The following is a 19,120-nucleotide window of genomic DNA, read 5'->3' as shown; positions in this document are numbered from 1 at the left end:
CTTACACACCGCTATAAGCAGAGAACCCACCATCAACCGGCATGATCACACCATTGACAAAACTTGAATAATTTTCATCAATCAAGAATAACAATGCACCAAGTAATTCTTCCGGTTCACCAAAACGCCCCATTGGCGTATTGGTTAAAATTTTATTCGCGCGAGCGGTTGGTTTACCTTCTGCATCAAACAACAATGCACGATTTTGGTTACTGACTAAAAAGCCAGGTGCAATGGCATTACAACGAAGACCTACTTTAGAAAAGTAAACGGCAAGCCATTGCGTGAAGTTACTAATTGCAGCTTTAGCACCGGAATAAGCTGCAATTTTTGTTAGTGGTGTAAAGGCATTCATACTTGAAATATTGATGATATTTGCACCTTTTTTACCAATCATATCTTTCGCAAAAACCTGTGTAGGTAATAATGTACCTAAATAGTTGAGATTAAATACAAATTCAATGCCTGACTTATCTAAATCAAAGAACGTTTTTGTTGTTTCATTCAAGTCAAATTGATGAAATTCATTATCGGTAGTCGCTTTTGGATTATTACCACCGGCACCATTAATTAAAATGTCACAAGTGCCGAAATCGGCTTCAATTTGATTTCTGACTTCTTTAATATTTTCAAGTTCTAACACATTTGTTTTATAGGCTTTTGCACGACCGCCCGCTTGATTAATCTCTTGTGCGACTTTGTCGGCCGCTTCAAAATTAATATCCAATAAAGCAAGATTTGCTTTAGTGTGTGCGAGTTGTTTAGCTAAGAATGCGCACAACACACCGCCAGCACCGGTAATGACGATCAATTTATTTTCTAAATTATGGTTAGCTGCAATATTCATACTGTACTCCGTTAATTAAATTCAGATTGAAGATGAGAAGTGGCGTGTTTATCAATAATCGCGCCTTTATGTTGAATCACAATGCCCGCGACATAATTGCCTTGTCGGCAGCAAATGTCTAAAGGTTTATTTCGTAAATAACCATTCAAAAAGCCGGCATTAAAAGAATCTCCTGCTGATGTGGTGTCAACAACATTTGAAATAGGTTTCGGCACAACTTGTCCATATTGAGAAGTTTGAGAATCTGAAAAAATCGCACCATTTCGACCGCACTTTACAACTACTTTTGGTATGCCAATTTGATGTAAGCGCGTTAGCGTGGCCGGTTCATTTGTATCGTTCCACAATAATTGCTCATCATCAAAGGTAACAAGCGCGAGACTCACACAAGGTAATAATTGCAAATAACAATCTTGAGCCTCTTGGAATGAATCCCAGAGTTTAGGTCTAAAATTACTATCAAAAGAGATTTGCACGCCTTTTTTAGCTAATTTTATAAGCTGTTCAAGCAAAAAAGTGCGGTCATTTTTAGGTAAGATCGCAAGTGAAATGCCACTCAAGTAAATCATATCCACTTGTTCTAGTGCTGATAAAACCTGTGAAAAATCATGATGTTGTACCATATAATGAGCAGCAGATTGGTTACGCCAATAGAGAAAAGTGCGCTCGCCTTGTTCATCAAGCTGGATAAGATATAAACCTGGTTGGTGGTTTTCATCTTTTAACACCCAATCCGTATTCACCCCATCCGCTTGCCAATGCATTCGCATTTGCTCGCTTAAATTATCCGAGCCTAACGCAGAAACATAGTAAACTTGAATGTCATTTGGCGAACTCATTCGGCTAAGATAAGTGGCCGAATTTAATGTATCTCCACCATAGCTTTGCCACATTTCGCCAAATGGCTTTCCATTCAGTTCAATCATGCACTCGCCGATAAATGCTATTTTTTTCATATTTGCCCCAACAAAAATGAAAGGATACGCGAAAGCGCACCCTTCTGACATAAACTACTTGGTTGCCAAACTATCAATACGTTCAATGTATTCTTTAAGCAAAGGATTGGCTTTTGCCGCATCATGCATGCTTTTTGTTGCATCAATGAAAGGTTGTTTATCTACTTTCACAAATTCTACACCCAATTTATCTTTAGCTTCTTGAGTGGTTTCAGCAATCATTTTTTGCCATAAATCTTTGTGATACATCATTGAATCATCAGCGGCTTTTTTAAGTGCATTTTGTTGTTCTGGAGTTAATTTATCCCAAGATTTTTGACCAATTACGAGCACATCAGGAATCATAGTATGTTCATCTTCACTAAAGAATTTAGCCACTTCACCATGACGAGCTAAGGTTAATGCTGTTTGGTTATTTTCCGCGCCATCAACCACTTTTTGTTGGAGTGCGGTATAGAGTTCACCATAAGCTAAAGGTGTTGGAGAAGCACCCATTAATTTGATCATTTCTACTGCGGTTGGGCTTGGTTGAACGCGAATTTTCATACCTTTGAGGTCCGCAGGCGATTTAATTGCCTTACCCGCATAGAAACTACGCGCACCACCATCATAATAAGTCAACCCAATGAAACCTTTGCCCTTTGATGAATCAAGAATTTTTTGCCCAACTTCAGGATCAAGTAGAGCACGATAATAATGATCAACATTATGGAAAAGATACGGAATATTGTATGCACCATAAGATGGCTCAAATGCTTCTAATTCACTTGCGTTTGATTTTGCCATATCTAGTGACCCGGATTGCAATAATTCCATTGATTCACGCTGGCTACCAAGCTGGCTATTTGGGTAAATTCGGATCACCACTTCACCATTTGTTAATTTTTTAACTTCATCTGCCATATATTGCATCGAAATATGCACAGGGTGAGTTTTGTCATTATTATGACTTAATTTTAGTACGGTTTTAGCAGAAGCTGAGAACGCCATCCCAGCTGATAACGCCAAGACCAATGCATAAGAAAAAACATTTTTTTTGATTTGCATAACGCATCTCCCATAGTAAGTAAATTAAAGAACAACCCTCTAACAACTAGGAGGTTGTGAAGATAATAGACCCAAAAAAATCAAGTGGTCAATCCAATTATTTGTAATTGGTGAGCCAGATCACACTTTTAAACAAAAAAACTTGCAGAAAAGAAATTTTAAAGCATAATTGGTTTACCAATTTAAATTTAACGGCAAAAAGGAGTCGTAATGAACAAGTTCATATCTGTCATAAATTGGGCCTTATCAACACTCTGTGTTGCATTAAGTTCATTTTTAGTTATCTGTGTAGTTTGGCAAGTCTTGTCTCGCTATATTCTTAACACACCAAGTACTTACACTGATGAGATCGCGCGCTTTCTCTTTATTTGGGTAGGATTAATGGGGGCCGCCTATGCATTAGGTCGGAAGAAACACCTTGCCATTGATCTTTTAGTCAACAAATTTGAAAATTCTCCAATTAATCAAAATCGCTTACAACTTATCATTAACCTTATCAGTGTCTCATTTGCAGCCGTTATTATGTGCTATGGTGGATTTAAACTCGTTATAGATACGGTAAATAACGGACAGATATCACCAGTGATAGGCATTCAAATGGGGCTTGTTTATCTGGCAATTCCACTAAGCGGAGGCTTTATGCTCCTTTACCTTCTCAGAGATATCATTAATAACATCCACAACATGAATGCAGCTCACCAAGGAGAATAAAATGGAATGGTCAAATATCATTATACTTTGCTCTAGTTTCTTCATGCTGCTATTTATTGGTGTACCAATTTCATTTTCTATCGGTATCGCATCACTTCTTACCATTATGCTATCAATTCCTTTTGATGCGGCTATTCATGGATATGACACCTGCATTACTTATTTTCACTCCAATTTTCTTACCTATCGTCACTGAATTAGGTATGGATCCGGTTCACTTTGGTGTATTAATGGCATTCAACCTTTCTATCGGTATCTGTACTCCACCGGTTGGTAGTGCATTATTCATCGGTTGTTCTGTTGGCGGCATAAAAATTAATCAGGTTATTAATCCATTGTTACCATTTTATTTTGCCCTCATTATGACGTTATTACTGGTGACTTATGTTCCATCATTAAGTTTAGCATTACCACGAATGTTATTAGGTTATTAATTTATTGACAGGGGAAAATAGAGATGAAAACGATTAAAAATTGGCTTTTTGTAGAAAATCATAATCATCGCATTTATATTTCTTGTGATCATGGCTACCAACTTCATATTTTCGTATTAGAAAATGACATGTTGCGAGTTGCTTTCACGAAAAATAATGAATTTAAAGTGCCACATACTTGGGCAATTACACCAAATCAAACCGATGTTGATTGGCAAGGTCGTGATAAATGGTCATTAGTTGGTTTCTCATGTCCTGATTATGAAATCAAACAAACAGAAAAAACACTTGAAATTTCAACCGCACTTTTAAGGGTAACTATTCATCAACCACTCTATTTAGAATGGGAATATAAACAAGATGGGGAGTGGAAAACACTCTTTGCTGATAGAAAAACCGGTGCTTATTTAATGGGTATTTCAAGTACAGAAGTCTCTCATTATTTACAAAGAAGTGTCCAAGATCACTATTATGGTCTTGGCGAAAAAGCCGGTAATCTCAACCGTCACGGTCGTCGATTTGAAATGCGTAACCTTGATGCGATGGGCTATAACGCAGAATATACCGATCCACTTTATAAACATATTCCGTTTTATATTACTCACACAGAAGATGTTAGTTATGGTCTATATTACGATAATCTTGCGCCATGTTGGTTTATTTTAGGTAGTGAAATTGATAACTACCACGCTTATTACCGCACTTACAAAGCAGAAGACGGAAATCTTGATTACTACGTCATTTTAGGTCCTAAAATTTTAGATGTGACGAAAAAATATTGCCAATTAACCGGTGGCACTATCTTCGGCCCCAAATGGAGCTTGGGTTATAGCGGTTCTACAATGTATTACACCGATGCACCTGATGCACAAGAGCAACTTAAAAAATTCGTAGATTTATGCGATGAACATAACATTCCCTGTGATTCATTCCAGCTCTCATCAGGTTATACATCTATTAATGGGAAACGTTATGTCTTTAACTGGAATTATGACAAAGTTCCACAACCAAAAGAAATAACAAAACATTTCCACCATGCTGGAATGAAATTAGCTGCAAATATTAAACCTTGTTTATTACAAGACCATCCACGCTATCAAGAAGTGGAAAAATTAGGACTATTTATTAAAGATTCTGAATCTGATAGCCCTGAAAGATCCATGTTTTGGGATGATGAAGGTTCACATTTAGATTTTACTAATATGGATACTGTCAATTGGTGGAAAACAAATGTAAAACAGCAATTACTGGATTATGGTATTGATTCTACATGGAATGACAATAATGAATTTGAAGTGTGGGATAACCAAGCCAAATGCCATTATTTTGGAAAAGGTATGCCAATTAACTTATTACGCCCATTACAACCACTATTGATGATGAAATCATCTTATGAAGCGCAATTAGAGTATGCACCAAATAAACGCCCATATTTAATTTCTCGTTCAGGTTCTCCAGGCATGAATCGCTATGTTCAAACTTGGTCTGGTGATAACCGTACAAGCTGGAATACATTACGCTATAACATCAAAATGGGATTAGGGATGAGTCTCTCAGCCCTTTATAACGTCGGTCATGATGTTGGTGGTTTTTCAGGCGAGAAGCCAGATCCGGAGTTATTTGTCCGCTGGGTTCAAAATGGCGTGATGCACCCACGTTTTACCATTCACTCTTGGAATGATGACAAAACCGTCAACGAACCTTGGATGTATCCACAAGTGACAAATATTATTCGTGATGCAATTGAACTACGTTATGTATTAATGCCTTATTTATACAATACACTTTGGAAAGCACATCAAGATAACGAACCTATATTGCGTCCAACTTTCCTTGATCATGAACATGATAAAAACACATTTGCAGAAAATGATGATTATCTTCTTGGTGAAGATTTATTAGTCGCATCTGTGGTAGAACCAAATCAAAGAGTACGGGATGTTTATCTTCCACAAAATTTTGCAGGCTGGTATGACTTTTACACTCATAAATGGTTTAATGGCGGCGAAAAAATCACGGTAGATACACCATTAGAAAGGATCCCTTTATTTTTAAGAGCTGGAAGTGTCATTCCAATGGCGAGAAAAGGTCATAAAAATACATTATCTGATGATTATCGAGAATTATTAATTATGCCTTTTATTAATCAAGGAGAAAGAAATATCACAGTGTTTGATGATGATGGCGAAAGTTTTGATTATCTCAAAGGTAAATATTTAGAGCTTCACATTCATCTAAAATGCACGAACCAAACAATAGAACTCAATTTAGAAAAATCAGGTGATTATTTACCTAAATACACAGAAATTAATTTCCGTCTTCCTGAAAATGAAAGAAGAAAATTAATCATTAATGGTAAATTAGCTAATCAAAACTATAAATTGAGTTTATCAAACTAAATTTAGGAAAAATTATGAACTTAGATGACTTACGATCCTATAAAAAAATAGGAAATGAATTAAAAGAACAACTTGCCAATCATCAATATCAAATAGGTGGTAAATTACCTGCTGAGCGAGATCTAGCTGAATATTTTAATGTTAGTCGTACAGTCATCAGAGAAGCACTCATCATGCTTGAAATTGAAAATCTCATCGAAGTACGAAAAGGTTCTGGTGTATATGTCATCGCCTTACCTCAGCGTGCTGCAAGCAATGATGATTTTTTGGATAAAGTGGATGTAGGCCCTTTTGAATTATTACAAGCCCGTCAGTTATTAGAAAGCAGTATGGCTGAATTTGCTGCATTACAAGCAACAAGAGCAGATATTACAAAATTGAAAGATATTCTAGCAACAGAACGAGCAACACTTGAGCAGGGTAATGAAGACTATGTTGCCGATGAAGATTTTCATCGCACCATTGCTGAAATTACTCAAAATGAAGTGATTGTACAAATGCAAAAAGCGCTCTGGGATCTCCGTGTTAATAGCCAAATGTGGAAAGGGCTTCATCTCCATATTCCAAATCAAAGTTATCGACATCTCTGGTTGCAAGATCATGAGAATATTATTACAGCATTGCAAAGAAAAGATCCTGCAATGGCTAAAAAAGCAATGTGGCAACATTTAGAAAATGTTAAACAAAAGCTCTTTGAATTATCAGATGTAGATGATCCTAATTTTGATGGCTATTTGTTTAACATGAGTCCAATTGTTGTTGAACGTTAGAAATAAATAGGAGTTAAATATGGAACAAGCATGGCGTTGGTATGGCCCTAAAGATCCCGTTTCTTTATCAGATATTCGACAAGCCGGAGCAACCGGTATTGTCACCGCACTTCATCATATCCCTAACGGTGAAATTTGGAGCATTGAAGAAATCGAAAAACGTAAAAAAGAGGTTGAAAATGCCGGCTTAACATGGTCGGTGGTCGAAAGCGTGCCAGTTCACGAAGAAATCAAAACCCAAACCGGCAATTATCAAAAATGGATTGATAACTACAAACAAACCTTACGCAATTTAGCAAAATGCGGCATTGATACAGTTTGTTATAACTTTATGCCGGTTTTGGACTGGACAAGAACCGACTTAGCTTATGAGCTCCCTGACGGCTCAAAAGCGTTACGTTTTGATCAAATCGCCTTTGCAGCCTTTGAGCTTCATATTTTAAAACGCCCAGGTGCAGAACAAACCTATAACAAAGACGAAATAGCCGCAGCAAAAGCCTATTACGAAAAAATGAGTGATCAAGATATTCAACAGCTTACTCGTAATATTATTGCAGGCTTACCGGGGGCAGAAGAAGGCTATACCTTAGATGAATTTCAAGGTCAGTTAGATCGCTATAAAGATATTTCACCTGAAGTGTTCCACACTCACTTAGCTTATTTTTTAAATGAAATTGTACCGGTCGCTCAAGAAGTCTATATTAAAATGGCGATTCACCCTGATGATCCACCACGTCCAATTTTAGGTTTACCACGTATTGTATCCACCATTGAAGATATGCAATGGTTTGTCGAAACTCAACCATTACCGGCTAATGGCTTTACAATGTGTACCGGTTCTTATGGGGTGCGTTCTGATAATGATTTAGTGAAAATGACGGAACAATTTTCCGACCGAATTTATTTCGCACACTTACGTTCGACTCAACGTGAAGATAACCCATTAAGTTTCCATGAAGCCGCCCATTTAGAAGGTGATGTGGATATGTTCAACGTGGTAAAAGCCTTATTAACTGAAGAATATCGCCGATTAGATAACGGCGAAACTCGTTTAATCCCAATGCGTCCTGACCATGGTCATCAAATGTTGGATGATTTACATAAAAAAAACAATCCTGGCTATTCTGCTATCGGTCGATTAAAAGGTTTAGCTGAATTTCGTGGTTTAGAAATGGCATTAAAAAAAGTGTATTTCAATAAATAACATTGTTTCTATCAAGGAGGAAACTATAAAAAAAGCGTTGTTTATTCTCCCACTTCTGCCGTTAGCCGCTTTAGCACAGGATAATCTGACTTATGATAAACCTGTCCAAAGCATAATTAAAAGTGGCTCTATTGATTATTTTATCCAAGGGAAAGGTGGTCCTGGAGAGAAAAATAATCAAATTTGTGAAGATGGGTTGTTTTTTAACGATCATTATCTTGCCGTTTTTGATGGTGCTACTGATAAATCAGGCAAAAAATATGATAGTAAAAAAAGTGGACGCGTTAGTCGTGATATTATTCAAGATGTTTTTCAATCGTTACCTCCTAATACTGATAAAAAAGTAGTATTGCAAAAAATCAATGAGAAATTCAGAGAGTTTTATAACAAAAACTCCGATATGGATTTTGAGAAAAATCCTTTATTTAGACCAACGGCAACATTAATTTGGTACAACCTAGATTCAAATGAATTGGTTGCAATTGGTGATTCAAAAGCCAGAATTGATGGCGTGAATTACAATGATGAGGCTAAATATGTAGATGTTTTAAATAGTGCATTAAGAGTAAAAATTCTGAAATCTGAAAGATCTTAAATTTACACCTGAACAAATAGAAGAAAATGACCTCGGTCGTTTCTATATTATTCCATTATTACAAAGACAATCAGAATTTCAAAACAACCCAAATGCGCCAAAAGCATTTCAATATTGGGCTATCGATGGTTTTAACATCTCTGAAAATGAACTAAAAACTTGGAAGTTTGATAAAAAACCAAAAGTAATTGAATTATCTTCAGATGGATATGAAACCTATGCTAAAGAAGCAACGATTGAAAGCTATGAAAATCAACTAAAATCTGAATTACAGTCAGATCCATTGCGTATTGAAAACCCATCGACGAAAGGTGTTATGAAAGGGAACTACACCTTTGATGATCGTGCAATTTTAATTTATAGATCAAAATAATAAGATGGAGAGGAAATCAGCACTTTGAGGAGTGCTGATTTTATTTGGTGGACACAATGAAAAAATACACCGGCGAGCTTCTCCTTTTTATCGTCACATTCATTGCTGCATCAGGCTGGTTCTTTTCTAAATATTCTTTAGAAGGCATGCCTACAATGGGATTTATTGGCCTGCGTTTCACGTTGGCATGTCTAATTTTTCTGCCATTATCTTTTAAAGCAATAATTAAACTCACTACTTCTCAAAAATTAAAAGCGGCATCTGTAGGTTTGGCTTATATTGTCAATATGGTTCTATGGATTACCGGATTAATTTATAGTGAAGATTTGGGAGAAGGTGCTTTTTTATATAGTTTGGCAATGCTGATTGCGCCAGTGATATCTTGGATATTGTTTCAATATCAGCCTAAATATGTTTTTTGGTTTTGTTTACCACTTGCAATTTCTGGTTTATATTTGCTTTCAAATGAAGACGGAAAGGGATTACATCTCTCGTATGGTAATATACTCTTTTTACTAGCTTCATGTTCTGCAGCCTTATATTTTGTTTTAAATAATCAATTTTCTAAAAATATCCCAACCTTATCTTTAACTACGATTCAATTAGGTGTTATTGGTTTCTTAGCTGGAAGTTACTCGTTAATTTTTGAAAAATGGTATTTTCCTATTCCTGAAAATACTTGGTTTTGGTTTGTTGGCAGTACTCTTATAGCTACCAATCTGCGAGTGTTTTTACAAACAGTCGCGCAAAAGCATTGTGATATTAATAATGCAGCTATTATCATGTTATTAGAACTTATTTGGACAATGGTTTTTAGTACGATTATATTGAATGAGTCTATGAGCAGGCAAAAAATGTTAGGTTGTATTCTGATTTTAAGTGCACTTATTGTTTATTGTTTTCCTGGGATGTTAAAACGAAGAACAAATAAAGGTATGTTTTATTAAAAGCACTCTCGTTTTAACCAATCATTTAACTCTCACTCTTCACCTCGATTCCCTCAAACTCCCGAATCTTATTCAATGCTTCCGGCAAATCCGTGGCGAAGTTGATTTTTTTGATTTCCGGCAGGCTACCGGATTTGACAATCGTCCGCAGCGGTTGGAATTGCATATTGCACATATAAAGTTGTTGATGCGGAAGCATATGCTGCACAAAGCGGGTGAGGGCATGGATGCCCCCGGTATCTAACACGGTCACGGCATCGCATTGTAAAACGATATGTTTGATTTCGTGATCCGTGTGCACGGTTTTATCGTGCAAATCGGCGAAGAGATTATCTGCCGCCGCGAAAAAGAGCGGTCCGCTGATACGATAAATTAACACGTCGTCTAAATCCTCTGGCACGGCAATGCTGATGGATTTGGTCATTTCGGCAATGGTGCGGATAAATAATAAACTCGCCAGTAAGACGCCTACCGAGATGGCGATAACCATGTCGAAAAGCACCGTGAGCACCAAGCAAACCAATAACACGGTGATTTCATTGCGTCCGGAGCGGCGGATGAGCTGAATGATTTGCGGTAAATCCGCCATGTGCCAGGCGACGACTAATAATAACGCCGCCATGGAGGATAACGGTAAATAGGAAAGTGCCGGTGCGAAGAATAACAGGGCGAAAAGCACCAATAACGCATGCACTACACCGGAAAGCGGCGAGACCGCACCGGATTTGACGTTCACCACCGAACGGGCGATGGCGGCAGTGGCGGTGATCCCGCCGAAGAACGGGGAGGCGATATTGCCCAAACCTTGCGCCAACAGTTCGTTATTGGAATGGTGTTTGGTGTCGGTCATATTGTCTAATACGACCGCACATAATAAGGATTCGATAGCACCCAATACCGCCATGGAAAATGCGGCAGGAAGCAAACTTTGAATGGTGTCGAAGTTCCAGTTAATCAGATTACCTTGTGCATCGGGAATGTTCCACGGCAAGACAAATTCCGGCAGAACGCTTGGAATGCCAAAACCGGTGCTACCATCGGATAGGGTGTATTGAAATTGAGATCCGATGGTTACGACGGAAAAGCCGAAATGGGTTAGCCCTAGCGATAACAAGGTGGCGATAATGACCGCAGGCAAATGCCCCGGAATCGGCAGGCGTAGTTTGTGCCATTGGGTTAAGACAAACAGCGTGACGACGCCGACGGCGGTATCCGCCCAGTTGATGCTTGGAAGTGCGGTCAAAATTACTTGTATTTTTTCAAGGTAATGAGAGGGCATTTGGACAATGTCTAAACCGAGAAAATCCTTGATTTGCAAGGTGGCGATAACAATGCCGATACCCGATGTGAAGCCGAGCGTGACCGGCAACGGAATATATTCGATTAATCGCCCTAAACGGAACAGCGCCATGAGTACCAGAATAATGCCCGACAGCAGGGTTGCCATCAATAAGCCGCTTAGCCCGAATTGTTGGGTGACGGGATATAAAATCACCACAAAGGCGGCGGTCGGTCCGGAAATATTAAAGCGGGAACCGCCGGCTAGGGCGATAATAATCCCCGCCACAATGGCCGTATATAACCCATGCTGTGGCGGCACACCGCTGGCGATTGCCAATGCCATGGAAAGCGGAATGGCGATAATCCCGACGGTGAGACCGGCGATAATGTCTTTGACCAAATGACGGGAGCTGTAGCCCGCACGAAAACTGTCTTTTAGCGCGCTGAAAGGTTTAACCGCCAAGAACACATTTTTAGAAAGAAACCATTTTTTTAACATAATGAAAATCAGATGTGAGAGTGAATGGAATAGCCCTTTAAATCGCGCTTATTTTACCCGATTGTTGGTGAAATTTTTATCTTCTAATCATACAAATTACAAAAATACTTGACGAGGCTCAATGAAATCCTTATAGTGCGCAAGTCCTAATCACGGTGAGATGTCCGAGTGGTTGAAGGAGCACGCCTGGAAAGCGTGTATGCGGGAAACTGCATCGGGGGTTCGAATCCCCCTCTCACCGCCATTCTTAATGAATTTTATTTTGCCTTACACCAATCAATTTCGGTTATACTGACAGCCGTTTCAATAATAAAAAACACTGAAAAAAACGACCGCACTTTTCTGTGCCGGCATATCTGTTTTAGGTCTTGAATTAACATAATCCATCCCAATATAGAGCCAAGCCAGCGGAATTTAGATAAGAGAGTACATGATGAGAGCAAAAAAATCAGAATTACAAACCATACCGGTATTGCCATTACGCGATGTTGTCGTGTTTCCTTACATGGTGATGCCGTTATTTGTCGGCAGACCGCGATCCATTAGCAGTCTTGACGAAGCCATGAATAATGAAAAACAGCTGTTGTTGGTTTCGCAAAAACAGGCGGAATTGGAAGAGCCGGGCATTGAAGATTTATATGATGTGGGCACTATTGCCAACATTATTCAGCTGCTAAAGTTGCCGGACGGCACAGTAAAAGTGTTGGTAGAAGGGCAACAACGCGCCAAAATTCATCATATTGAAGATTCCGGAGTGCATTTTCAGGCACAGATTGAGCCGTTGAACAGTACGCTTGGCAATAAGAAAGAATTGCAGGTCGTCCACAAAGCAGCGTTGGATGAATTTCAAAACTATTTGAATTTAAACAAAAAAGTTCAGCCTGATATTCTTTCCGCATTACAGCAAATTGAAAATCTTGAACAATTAAGTGATACCTTGGCGTCTCATTTGCCGGTTTCCGTCGCACAAAAACAGACCGTGCTGGAAATGAACAACGTAGTGGAACGTTTTGAATATTTGCTTGGTTTGATGCAATCGGAAGCGGATTTATTGCAGGTCGAAAAACGCATTCGCGGTCGCGTTAAGAAACAAATGGAAAAAAGCCAGCGCGATTATTATTTGAATGAGCAAATTAAAGCAATTCAAAAAGAGCTCGGTGAAGTAGAAAATACCGTGAGTGAAATTGAGCACCTGCGCCAAAAAATTGAACAGGCGAAAATGCCGTTGGAAGCGCACGAGAAAACCGAAGCCGAATTACAAAAATTAAAAATGATGTCGCCGATGTCGGCGGAAGCAACGGTGGTGCGCAGTTATATTGATTGGATGTTACAAGTGCCTTGGCACAAACGTAGTAAAGTGAAAAAAGATCTTGCCAAAGCGCAGGAAATTTTAGATGTCGATCATTACGGTTTGGAGCGGGTGAAAGAACGTATTCTGGAGTACCTTGCGGTGCAAACCCGTTTAAATCAGTTGAAAGGCCCGATTCTTTGTTTGGTGGGACCACCGGGGGTAGGTAAAACTTCTTTAGGACAGTCTATCGCCAATGCAACAGGGCGTAAATATGTGCGTATGGCGCTGGGGGGCGTGCGTGACGAAGCGGAAATTCGCGGTCACCGTAAAACTTACATTGGATCACTGCCGGGCAAACTTATTCAGAAAATGGCGAAAGTCGGTGTGAAAAACCCGCTCTTCCTGTTAGATGAAATTGATAAAATGTCTTCCGATATGCGCGGTGATCCGGCGTCTGCTTTGTTGGAAGTATTGGATCCGGAACAAAATGCCCACTTTAACGATCATTATCTGGAAGTGGATTATGATTTATCCGACGTAATGTTTGTGGCGACGTCCAACTCCATGCATATTCCGACCCCATTGTTGGATCGTATGGAAGTGATTCGTTTATCCGGTTATACGGAAGATGAAAAATTAAATATCGCCACCCGTCATTTAATCGCCAAACAAATGGAGCGTAATGGCTTAAAAACGGGTGAATTAACCATTGATGAAAGTGCGATTGTGGATATTATCCGCTACTATACCCGTGAAGCCGGAGTGCGTAATCTGGAACGTGAGATTTCGAAAATCTGTCGTAAGGCAGTAAAAACCTTACTGTTAGATAAGAAATTAAAATCCATCAAAGTGAATGCGAAGAACCTGCATGATTACCTTGGGGTAAAACGCTTTGAATTCGGTCGTGCCGATACGCAAAATCGCGTCGGTGAAGTCACCGGCTTGGCATGGACGGAAGTAGGTGGTGATTTACTCACCATTGAAACCGCGTCGGTGCCGGGCAAAGGCAAACTCAGCTATACCGGTTCTCTTGGTGATGTGATGAAAGAATCCATTCAAGCGGCGATGACCGTAGTGCGCTCCCGTGCGGATAAACTGGGCATTAACCCTGAATTCCACGAAAAACGTGATATTCACATCCATGTGCCGGACGGCGCCACACCGAAAGATGGCCCGAGCGCAGGGATTGCAATGTGCACCGCATTGGTTTCCTGTTTAACCGGCAATCCGGTGAAATCAGAGGTGGCGATGACCGGTGAAATCAGTCTGCGCGGCAAAGTGTTGCCGATTGGCGGTTTAAAAGAGAAGTTGCTGGCGGCACACCGTGGCGGAATTAAAACCGTGATTATTCCGAAAGATAACGTGAAGGATTTGGAAGATATTCCGGAAAATGCAAAACGTGATCTGAAGATTCATGCGGTGGAGACCATCGACGAAGTGCTAGGCCTTGCACTGGAAAATCCGCCGTTAGGCGTTGAGTTTGTCAAGCTGGATCCAATTTCGGCAGTGAAAAGCGGTCGTCGTAAGAAAACCGTTTCCAGAAGTGCGGTCAATTAATTCAGTGTTTTTCAAAAGCCAATTATCATCGAATAATTTGGCTTTTTTATTGTATTATGAATTACTCATCCAGAAAGCTGCGTAAAGTTTCGGAACGGCTTGGATGGCGCAGTTTACGTAACGCTTTGGCTTCGATTTGGCGAATACGTTCACGGGTTACGTCAAATTGTTTACCCACCTCTTCTAAAGTATGATCGGTATTCATGTCGATACCAAAGCGCATACGCAAGACTTTAGCCTCCCGTGGGGTTAAACCTTCCAGTACTTCATGCGTTGCTGCTTTCAGGCTTTGCACGGTCGCGGAATCTAACGGAAGCTCTAAAGTGGAATCCTCGATAAAATCGCCTAAATGGGAATCATCGTCATCGCCAATTGGGGTTTCCATCGAAATCGGCTCTTTCGCAATCTTCAGCACTTTACGGATTTTATCTTCCGGCATGCCCATGCGTTCTGCCAGTTCTTCCGGCGAGGCTTCGCGTCCCATTTCCTGCAGCATTTGACGGGAAATACGATTGAGTTTATTAATAGTTTCAATCATATGTACCGGAATACGAATGGTGCGGGCTTGATCGGCAATAGAACGGGTAATTGCCTGACGAATCCACCAAGTGGCATAAGTAGAGAATTTATAGCCGCGCCGGTATTCAAATTTATCCACTGCTTTCATTAAGCCGATATTACCCTCTTGAATAAGATCAAGAAATTGTAATCCGCGATTGGTGTATTTTTTAGCAATAGAAATTACTAAGCGCAGATTTGCTTCTACCATTTCTTTTTTTGCACGACGGGCTTTTAATTCACCTTGTGTGATGCGCTCACCGATTTCTCGGATTTGTGGAATCGTCAGATGGGTATCTTGTTCGATTTGCACCAAATTGGTGATGGCTTGGCGTAATTGGTTTTCATATTGTACCAATTTTTCCGACCAGGATTTACCGGCAGACAAGGCTTTCACTAACCACGTATCAGTTGTTTCATGTCCTATAAAGCTTTTTTGGAAACCGGATTTTGGCATTTTGGCATTGTCCACCACAATCCGCTGAATGAAACGTTCCTGACCGCGAACACGTTTCATAATACCACGTATAGATAGCACTAGCATATCGAATTGTTTTGGTACTAAGCGGAATTGAGTGAAGATGTCTGATAACACTTGAATTTCATCTTTTGCTTTTTTCGCCGTACGACCATGTTTTGCAATGCTCTCTAAGGTCTTTTGATGTTGCTGCTTAAGTGCGGTAAATTTTTCCCGTGCAATTTCAGGATCAACATTGTTATCACTATCACTGTCATCGCTACTTCCCCCTTCGTTATCTTCTTCCTCCTCGCTTTCACTATCAATATCGCCACCTTCTTCGGAATTAAAATCTTCTGCCAATTCTTCAGTCTCGGATTCGGTTAGCACATTAGGATCAACGAAACCGGTAATTAAGTCGGCTAAGCGTACACCGCCATTTTCTACCAAATCATATTGCTCAATTAAGTAAGTGATGGCTTCAGGGTAAGCGGCAATGGCGCTTTGTACTTCGTTAATACCTTCTTCAATGCGTTTGGCAATATCAATTTCGCCTTCACGGGTAAGCAATTCTACGCTACCCATTTCACGCATATACATACGTACAGGGTCGGTAGTCCGCCCTAATTCTGCTTCCACGCTGGATAATACTTGGGTTGCTTCTTCAACGACATCTTCATCGGTGATATTTTCATTGAGCATCAGATCATCGGCATCCGGTGCGGTCTCCAACACCTGAATCCCCATATCATTAATCATCTGAATAATATCTTCAATTTGATCTGCATCGACTAATTCTTCGGGGAGGCTGTCATTGACCTCGGCGTAGGTTAAATAACCTTGCTCTTTCCCTTGTGCGATGAGTAGTTTCAATTGAGACTGTGGATTTTGATCCATATTTAATATCCGCCTTGCTTGCTTATTTGGAAAAGATAAAATGCTGGGGATTTTATCATCGTTAACATGGTTTAACTATCTCTTTTCTTGTTTTTTTACTAACAAATGTGAAAGTTCTTTTTTCTCGTTCAGATCCAAGCCTTCCGCGCGATCTTTAGCGATGAGCCAGTTTATTCGTTTATCAACGAGTTGCAGGTAGAAATAACGTAATGTTTCGCGGAACGTGTCTTCAATCTTATCGTCTTCAATCAAATGGTTCCACGCGAGCAATTTTTCAAGCGTACTTTGCTGTGTTGTATCGCGCCAATATTCCAATAATTGCCCCGAGCTAATCCCCACTTTTTCACGACAAAGTGCGGTCAATTCCGCGAGCAAATCGTAACCCGGTTCATTAAGATTTCTTAAAGGTTCCAAATCCGGCACAAACTTCACCAATTCCGGATTTTGTAACAATAATGCAATCAGAATACGCATTGGAGTGCGTTTGAATTGCATGGTTGGCGCGACGGGCCCTTCCGCTTTTACCTGATTCGGGAGCATGCTTTCCAATTGCGCGGGATCCAAAATCCCCAATTTTTTAGCGAGCGTATTGCGTAAATCCAAACGCAACACATCGCCGGGAATTTGTTTAATTAACGGAATTGCTAACGCAGCGAGTTTGGCTTTGCCTTCTTTTGAGGAAAAATCCACTTGCGGCGTTAAATGGGCAAATAAAAATTCGCTTAAAGACTGCGCGTTGTCGAGATATTCCTCAAACCCTTGTTTGCCATATTGGCGAATAAACGTATCAGGATCTTCGCCGTCGGGTAAAAAGATAAATTTCAGCTGACGACCGTCTTCCAAATACGGCAGCGCATTTTCTAAGGCACGCCAAGCCGCATCGCGTCCCGCTCGGTCGCCGTCATAACAGCACACCACCTGTTCTGTGGAACGGAAAAGCAGCTGAATTTGCTCCGAAGTTGTGGACGTGCCGAGAGACGCCACCGCATAATTTACGCCGAACTGCGCCAACGCCACCACATCCATATAGCCTTCGACGACCAGCAATTTTTGCGGTGAATCGTCCGCTTGAAGCGCTTCATATAAACCGTAAAGTTCGCTCCCTTTGTGATAGGTCACGGTTTCCGGAGAGTTCAGGTATTTTGGTTTTTCATCGGTTAAAACCCGTCCGCCAAAAGCAACGGTGCGACCGCGCCGATCGCGAATGGGAAACATAATTCGATTGCGGAATTTATCGTACACATTGCCGCGATCGTTACGCGACAGCATCCCCAAATCGAACAGTTTTTGTTGCTCCTCGCGGTTTTTACCGAATTGGCGATAAACGGAATCCATGGCGTTCGGCACATAGCCGATTTGAAAGCGTTCAATCACCTCCGCCGACAGTCCGCGTTGTTGCAGATAACTTTGCGCGGGAATATTTAACGGCAGCTGCTGTTGGTAGAATTTGGCGATTTCCTGCATTAATTCATACAGATTTCGCTTGGTTTGGAAATTAACCTGCTTGCCGCCATCATTAAAGTGCGGTCGTTTCTCGTAGGGAATTTCCAAACCGAGAAAGCCCGCCAGTTCCTCCACCGCTTCCACAAATTCCAGCTTGTCATATTCCATCAAAAAGGAAATGGCGTTACCGTGCGCGCCGCAACCGAAACAATGATAAAACTGCTTTTTGTCGCTCACCGTAAAAGACGGTGTTTTCTCGTGATGAAACGGGCAACAGGCTTGATAATCGCGACCGGCTTTTTTCAGTTTTACGCGGGAATTGATTAAATCGACGATGTTAATTTTGGTTAAAATATCGTCTATGAAGGTGCGTGGAATGGAGCCTTTCATCGAGTATTCTGCCTCTTATTGTGAACGAAATATGAGTCTAACTGATAAGATTGAGAGAAAATAAAACCGTGAGCCTGGGAAGATTCACGGTTTTTATAACTCGAGTTAAAAATGCTGTTAATTAGTATAAACGTGTGTTGCGTGCGTTTTCACGAGCTAAGCGTTTTGCGTGACGTTTTGCACGAGTTGCATTTTCACGTTTACGAATAGTTGTTGGTTTTTCGTAGAATTCACGCGCACGAACTTCTGCTAAAATACCAGCTTTTTCGCAAGAGCGTTTGAAACGACGTAATGCTACGTCAAAGGATTCATTTTCACGAACTTTAATTACAGGCATAAGCCAATCACCTCAATGAGTTTAATTAATTTAATTGCAATTTAAATTTTTATTTGTTGCCGCGCCTGCGGCAGATTCAATAAAGGACGCAATTTTAATCCAAATCACGCATGAAAGTAAAGGGCAG

At 40.3% G+C, this 19,120-nt stretch carries 14 protein-coding genes, 1 tRNA gene and 1 pseudogene; 9 read left to right on the top strand and 7 right to left on the bottom strand.

The genetic code is table 11. The annotated features are described in order from the left end of the window. Position 1 precedes the first annotated feature (1 nt). The 3 genes from LIN98_RS05505 to LIN98_RS05495 are packed head-to-tail and all read right to left on the bottom strand — an operon-like array spanning position 2 to position 2,850. Complete coding sequence (locus LIN98_RS05505) at positions 2-847, bottom strand: SDR family oxidoreductase (protein WP_005568408.1); 846 nt, start codon at positions 845-847, stop codon at positions 2-4. Positions 848-858: 11 nt separating this feature from the next. After that, a complete protein-coding gene (locus tag LIN98_RS05500) occupies positions 859-1,803 on the bottom strand; it encodes a sugar kinase (protein ID WP_005589886.1) in 945 nt (314 codons plus the stop codon). Positions 1,804-1,857: 54 nt separating this feature from the next. Next, positions 1,858-2,850: a TRAP transporter substrate-binding protein gene (locus LIN98_RS05495; protein ID WP_005568404.1), complete on the bottom strand. Its 993-nt coding sequence runs from the start codon at positions 2,848-2,850 to the stop codon at positions 1,858-1,860. 210 nt (positions 2,851-3,060) lie between these two features. Here LIN98_RS05495 and LIN98_RS05490 point away from each other — a divergent pair, with 210 nt between their 5' ends. The 7 genes and pseudogenes from LIN98_RS05490 (at position 3,061) to LIN98_RS05460 (ending at position 10,283) form a co-directional block, all read left to right on the top strand. Then, positions 3,061-3,561 carry a TRAP transporter small permease gene (locus LIN98_RS05490; protein ID WP_005572192.1) on the top strand — a complete coding sequence of 167 codons (501 nt, stop codon included), beginning with the start codon at positions 3,061-3,063 and terminating at the stop codon, positions 3,559-3,561. A gap of 119 nt (positions 3,562-3,680) precedes the next feature. Continuing rightward, positions 3,681-3,995: pseudogene (locus LIN98_RS05485) on the top strand (TRAP transporter large permease subunit); the annotation flags it as partial. Between the two features lie 23 nt (positions 3,996-4,018). Further along, entirely contained in the window at positions 4,019-6,394 is a 2,376-nt protein-coding gene (locus LIN98_RS05480; protein WP_053330331.1) for a glycoside hydrolase family 31 protein, read from the top strand. A gap of 14 nt (positions 6,395-6,408) precedes the next feature. After that, a complete protein-coding gene (locus LIN98_RS05475) occupies positions 6,409-7,164 on the top strand; it encodes an FCD domain-containing protein (protein WP_005539311.1) in 756 nt (251 codons plus the stop codon). A 19-nt stretch (positions 7,165-7,183) separates the two neighbouring features. Then, positions 7,184-8,368: a mannonate dehydratase gene (gene uxuA / locus LIN98_RS05470; RefSeq protein ID WP_249856077.1), complete on the top strand. Its 1,185-nt coding sequence runs from the start codon at positions 7,184-7,186 to the stop codon at positions 8,366-8,368. A gap of 37 nt (positions 8,369-8,405) precedes the next feature. Next, a complete protein-coding gene (locus LIN98_RS05465) occupies positions 8,406-8,963 on the top strand; it encodes a hypothetical protein (RefSeq protein WP_005568396.1) in 558 nt (185 codons plus the stop codon). 429 nt (positions 8,964-9,392) lie between these two features. Then, positions 9,393-10,283: a DMT family transporter gene (locus LIN98_RS05460; protein ID WP_005568395.1), complete on the top strand. Its 891-nt coding sequence runs from the start codon at positions 9,393-9,395 to the stop codon at positions 10,281-10,283. A gap of 25 nt (positions 10,284-10,308) precedes the next feature. Here the strand turns inward: LIN98_RS05460 and dauA are convergent, their stop codons facing one another. Continuing rightward, positions 10,309-12,063 (bottom strand): C4-dicarboxylic acid transporter DauA, encoded by a 1,755-nt coding sequence (gene dauA, locus LIN98_RS05455; protein WP_005548445.1) that lies wholly within the window; start codon positions 12,061-12,063, stop codon positions 10,309-10,311. Positions 12,064-12,217: 154 nt separating this feature from the next. Between dauA and LIN98_RS05450 the strand changes: the two genes are divergently transcribed. Together LIN98_RS05450 and lon are read left to right on the top strand one after the other, a co-directional pair. Continuing rightward, a tRNA-Ser gene (locus tag LIN98_RS05450) sits at positions 12,218-12,307 on the top strand. A gap of 189 nt (positions 12,308-12,496) precedes the next feature. Continuing rightward, positions 12,497-14,911 carry an endopeptidase La gene (gene lon, locus LIN98_RS05445; RefSeq protein ID WP_041915520.1) on the top strand — a complete coding sequence of 805 codons (2,415 nt, stop codon included), beginning with the start codon at positions 12,497-12,499 and terminating at the stop codon, positions 14,909-14,911. 61 nt (positions 14,912-14,972) lie between these two features. On the opposite strand, the gene rpoD is transcribed toward lon, so the two are convergent. The 3 genes from rpoD to rpsU all read right to left on the bottom strand — a co-directional run bounded on the left by rpoD (position 14,973) and on the right by rpsU (position 18,993). After that, positions 14,973-16,823 carry an RNA polymerase sigma factor RpoD gene (rpoD, locus tag LIN98_RS05440; RefSeq protein ID WP_005569269.1) on the bottom strand — a complete coding sequence of 617 codons (1,851 nt, stop codon included), beginning with the start codon at positions 16,821-16,823 and terminating at the stop codon, positions 14,973-14,975. Between the two features lie 75 nt (positions 16,824-16,898). Beyond that, complete coding sequence (gene dnaG, locus LIN98_RS05435; protein WP_005588315.1) at positions 16,899-18,656, bottom strand: DNA primase; 1,758 nt, start codon at positions 18,654-18,656, stop codon at positions 16,899-16,901. A gap of 121 nt (positions 18,657-18,777) precedes the next feature. Further along, positions 18,778-18,993 (bottom strand): 30S ribosomal protein S21, encoded by a 216-nt coding sequence (gene rpsU, locus LIN98_RS05430; protein WP_005537983.1) that lies wholly within the window; start codon positions 18,991-18,993, stop codon positions 18,778-18,780. Positions 18,994-19,120: the final 127 nt, after the last annotated feature.

Source organism: Aggregatibacter actinomycetemcomitans (genome assembly GCF_023518055.1).
In the GTDB taxonomy this organism is placed as follows: Bacteria; Pseudomonadota; Gammaproteobacteria; order Enterobacterales; family Pasteurellaceae; genus Aggregatibacter; species Aggregatibacter actinomycetemcomitans.
Note: the sequence above shows the minus strand (reverse complement) of the source record. Positions and strands in the feature narration are given on the sequence as shown.